Origin of the sequence: Synechococcus sp. R3-13 (assembly GCF_047462195.1) — a bacterium.
Lineage (GTDB): Bacteria > Cyanobacteriota > Cyanobacteriia > Thermostichales > Thermostichaceae > Thermostichus.
In genome coordinates this window covers 1-3,025 of sequence record NZ_JANSIO010000118.1, presented here as the reverse complement: position 1 = coordinate 3,025, position 3,025 = coordinate 1, and the positions used below count along the sequence as shown (strand labels likewise).

Sequence of the window (3,025 nt, the reverse complement as noted above, 5' to 3'; positions counted from 1 at the left end):
TGGTCAAAGGGCAGGGGTTTGACGAGGTGCTCCGCCAGGTTACCGAGCTGGGGGTGGCGCGAATTACCCCCCTGCTGACAGAGCGCACCGTGTTGGAACCGGGATCTGGGCGGCAGGAACGCTGGCAAAAAATTGTGCGGGAGGCCGCAGAACAATGTGAGCGGTTGCGCTGGCCTCAGGTCGATCCCCCCACCCCTTGGACAAGTTGGCTGGCGGAGCTACAAGCCGTTCGCGCTACTCGGACGGAGTCCTTTTGGTGGGGTATAGCCGTGGCTCGGCACAAAGCGCCCCCGCTGGTGCAAGCCCTGCCAAAGCTCAGGGATCCCGTCTTGGCCATAGCCATTGGCCCAGAGGGGGGCTGGACCGTTGCCGAACGTCGGCAGGCTGAGGAATATGGGGGAGTGTCCGTCTCCCTTGGCCCTACCATCTTGCGAGCTACCACCGCCGCTGTTGTTGCCACCAGCCAAATTGCCGCCACCTACTCCTGGTTGGACTCGAGCTTGGATCGGGGTCATTTGGCTCCGCTAGCGACGGGGAGTGTTGTCGCCGATAATCAATAACTAGGCCGTTTGCGTCAGCGGGACGGAGTCCTTTGACGAGAACAGCCATTGGCATAGCAGGCGGCCAGGCCCACCCCAGGGAGGGAGAACGAGAATGGAGATGATCCAGGCGGTGCGGGGCACCCGAGATATTCTGCCGCAGGAGGTGCGGCTCTGGCAGCAGGTGGAAGCCAGCGCCCGAGAGATCCTGGGACGGGCCAACTACCAAGAAATTCGCACCCCCATCCTGGAGTTGACGGAGCTCTTTGCCCGCAGCATTGGCAGTGCCACCGACGTGGTGGGCAAGGAGATGTACTCCTTCAGCACCCGTGGCGAGCAAGAGGTGAGCCTGCGCCCAGAGAACACAGCAGGTGTGGTGCGGGCCTACATCCAGCACGGGCTGCAAACGGCTGGAGATGTGCAACGCCTCTGGTATTGTGGGCCGATGTTTCGCTATGAGCGTCCTCAGGCGGGGCGGCAACGCCAGTTCCATCAGTTGGGGGTAGAGCTGCTGGGCAGCCGAGATCCCCGCGCCGATGCGGAAGTCATCGCCTTGGCCTGGGAGCTGTTGCAGGCGGTGGGGGCGGAGAACCTGAGCTTGCGGCTCAATTCCCTGGGGGATCTGCAGGACCGGCGGGCCTATCGCCAGGCCCTGGTGGACTACCTCACTCCCTTGCGGGAGAAGCTGGATCCTGACTCCCAAGAGCGCCTCACCCGCAACCCGCTGCGCATTCTGGATAGCAAGGATCCCCGCACCCGCGAGATTGCCGAGGGGGCCCCCAAGCTGCCGGATTACCTCAGCCCAGAATCGCGGGCTTTCTTCGAGCAGGTGCAAGATCACCTGCAGATGTTGGATATTCCCTACCAGTTGGATCCCTACTTGGTGCGGGGCCTGGACTACTACACCCACACCGCCTTTGAGATCGTCTCGCCTGACTTGGGATCCCAGAGTACCGTCTGTGGGGGTGGTCGCTACGACGGCTTGGTGGAAGAGCTGGGCGGACCTTCTACCCCAGCGGTGGGCTGGGCCGTCGGCATGGAGCGGCTGGTGCTGCTGTTGCAAAAGAAACAAGGGGAGGCTCCGCCAGCACCGGTCGAGGTTTACGTGATCTCCCGTGGGGCGAAGGCTGAGGCCCAATCCCTCCGGATCGCTCAAGCGCTGCGCCAAGCTGGTTTCTGCACCGAGCTGGATCTGAGCGGCAGCGCCTTTGGCAAGCAGTTCAAACGGGCCAGCCGCAGCGGCGCAACTTGGGCTGTTGTGCTAGGGGATGCGGAAGCTGCAGCCGGAGAGGTACAGCTTAAGCACCTGCCTACAGGGCAACAGCAAACCCTTTTGCAAGCCGATCTGATTCAGTATCTGGCATGCCATTCGCGTCAGCAGTGCGGAGCACCAAGGTGATGGAGCTATGTTAAATTTCTGGGTTCGGCGGGACGGCCAGGAAGACTGGCAGCCAGTACCAGCCGAGGGAGCAGTTCTGGAAGAAGATACCTACACCATTGTTGCCCGTTCGCCCCAGCCCCACTTCACCATCACGGTGGAAGTCCGGCAGCGTCCTCTGTCGTCGCAGAATCAGGGCCCTGACACCGCCCCGACTCCCCCACAAGTCCAAACCCGTTCTGTGCGCACCAACGATGAAGGGATCGGCATTATTTTGCCCGCCAGCCACCTCACCCCTGGGTTTTGGGAATTGTACTGCCGAGATGCCGACTTGATCGCAGAACTGTTCGGTGAAACCGAGTTGGACAATTGTCTCCGTTTTCAGGTTGTGCCTGCCCCTCTGGAGCCGGAACGAGGGATCCCTGCCCCGGTGGCTGAAGAGGCCGGGTTTGAGCCCCCCCAGAAAAAAGAGGTCGCCATCCCGCCAGAGCTGTTTTCCCTAATGCACAGTGAATTGGAGGGATCCCCGGAGGAGGTGCTGGTGTTGACGGGGCGGATCGGCTGCAGCGGCGAGCTGCGGGTACGGGTTTGGCAGGAAGGCGAGGAGAGCACGGTTTTCGAGGGGCAACGGCTAATTCAATTTCCCGCTGAAGCCCGAACGGCGGTGTTCAGCATTCCCATCACCCTGCCAAGCCGCGTTTGGACCCGTCCTTTGCGGGGGGAACTGGCCCTCACTCCCTCTTCCTGGCGGGATGCAGACCGGCCTTCCCAGCCCTTGACGATTCCGTTTTCCGTCCGCTGTCGAGACCTTCGCGTCAGCGTTGCGGAGCAACAAGGCGGAGAGCTGCCTCCCGCCTCCCCTCCGCGTCAGTATTGGGGAGCAACAAACATCCCACTGGCCCGGTTGCGGGAAGACCCCCCCTTAACCTTGCTGTCTCCCGAACGCACCCTGCAAAAGCTGTTGCGCATCTGGCAACACAGCGCCCCCATTTCCGTCAGCGTTGCCGAGCAACAGCGAGAGGAGGACTCAGCTTCGCCCGTTCAGCCCGCCGAGACCCAAGCCCTCCGCTCCTTCCCGGAAAAGGATCCCCTGCCATCTGCGCCCAAC

At 62.3% G+C, this 3,025-nt stretch carries 3 protein-coding genes; all 3 read left to right on the top strand.

Annotated features, from left to right (window positions below):
- The coding region (locus NW856_RS03975; RefSeq protein ID WP_414399215.1) for an RsmE family RNA methyltransferase at positions 1 to 560 on the top strand (560 nt) is incomplete at its 5' end.
- A 94-nt stretch (positions 561 to 654) separates the two neighbouring features.
- Positions 655 to 1,938: a histidine--tRNA ligase gene (hisS, locus tag NW856_RS03970; RefSeq protein ID WP_414399214.1), complete on the top strand. Its 1,284-nt coding sequence runs from the start codon at positions 655 to 657 to the stop codon at positions 1,936 to 1,938.
- 7 nt (positions 1,939 to 1,945) lie between these two features.
- On the top strand, positions 1,946 to 3,025 hold a 1,080-nt coding region (locus NW856_RS03965; protein WP_414399212.1), incomplete at its 3' end, for a hypothetical protein.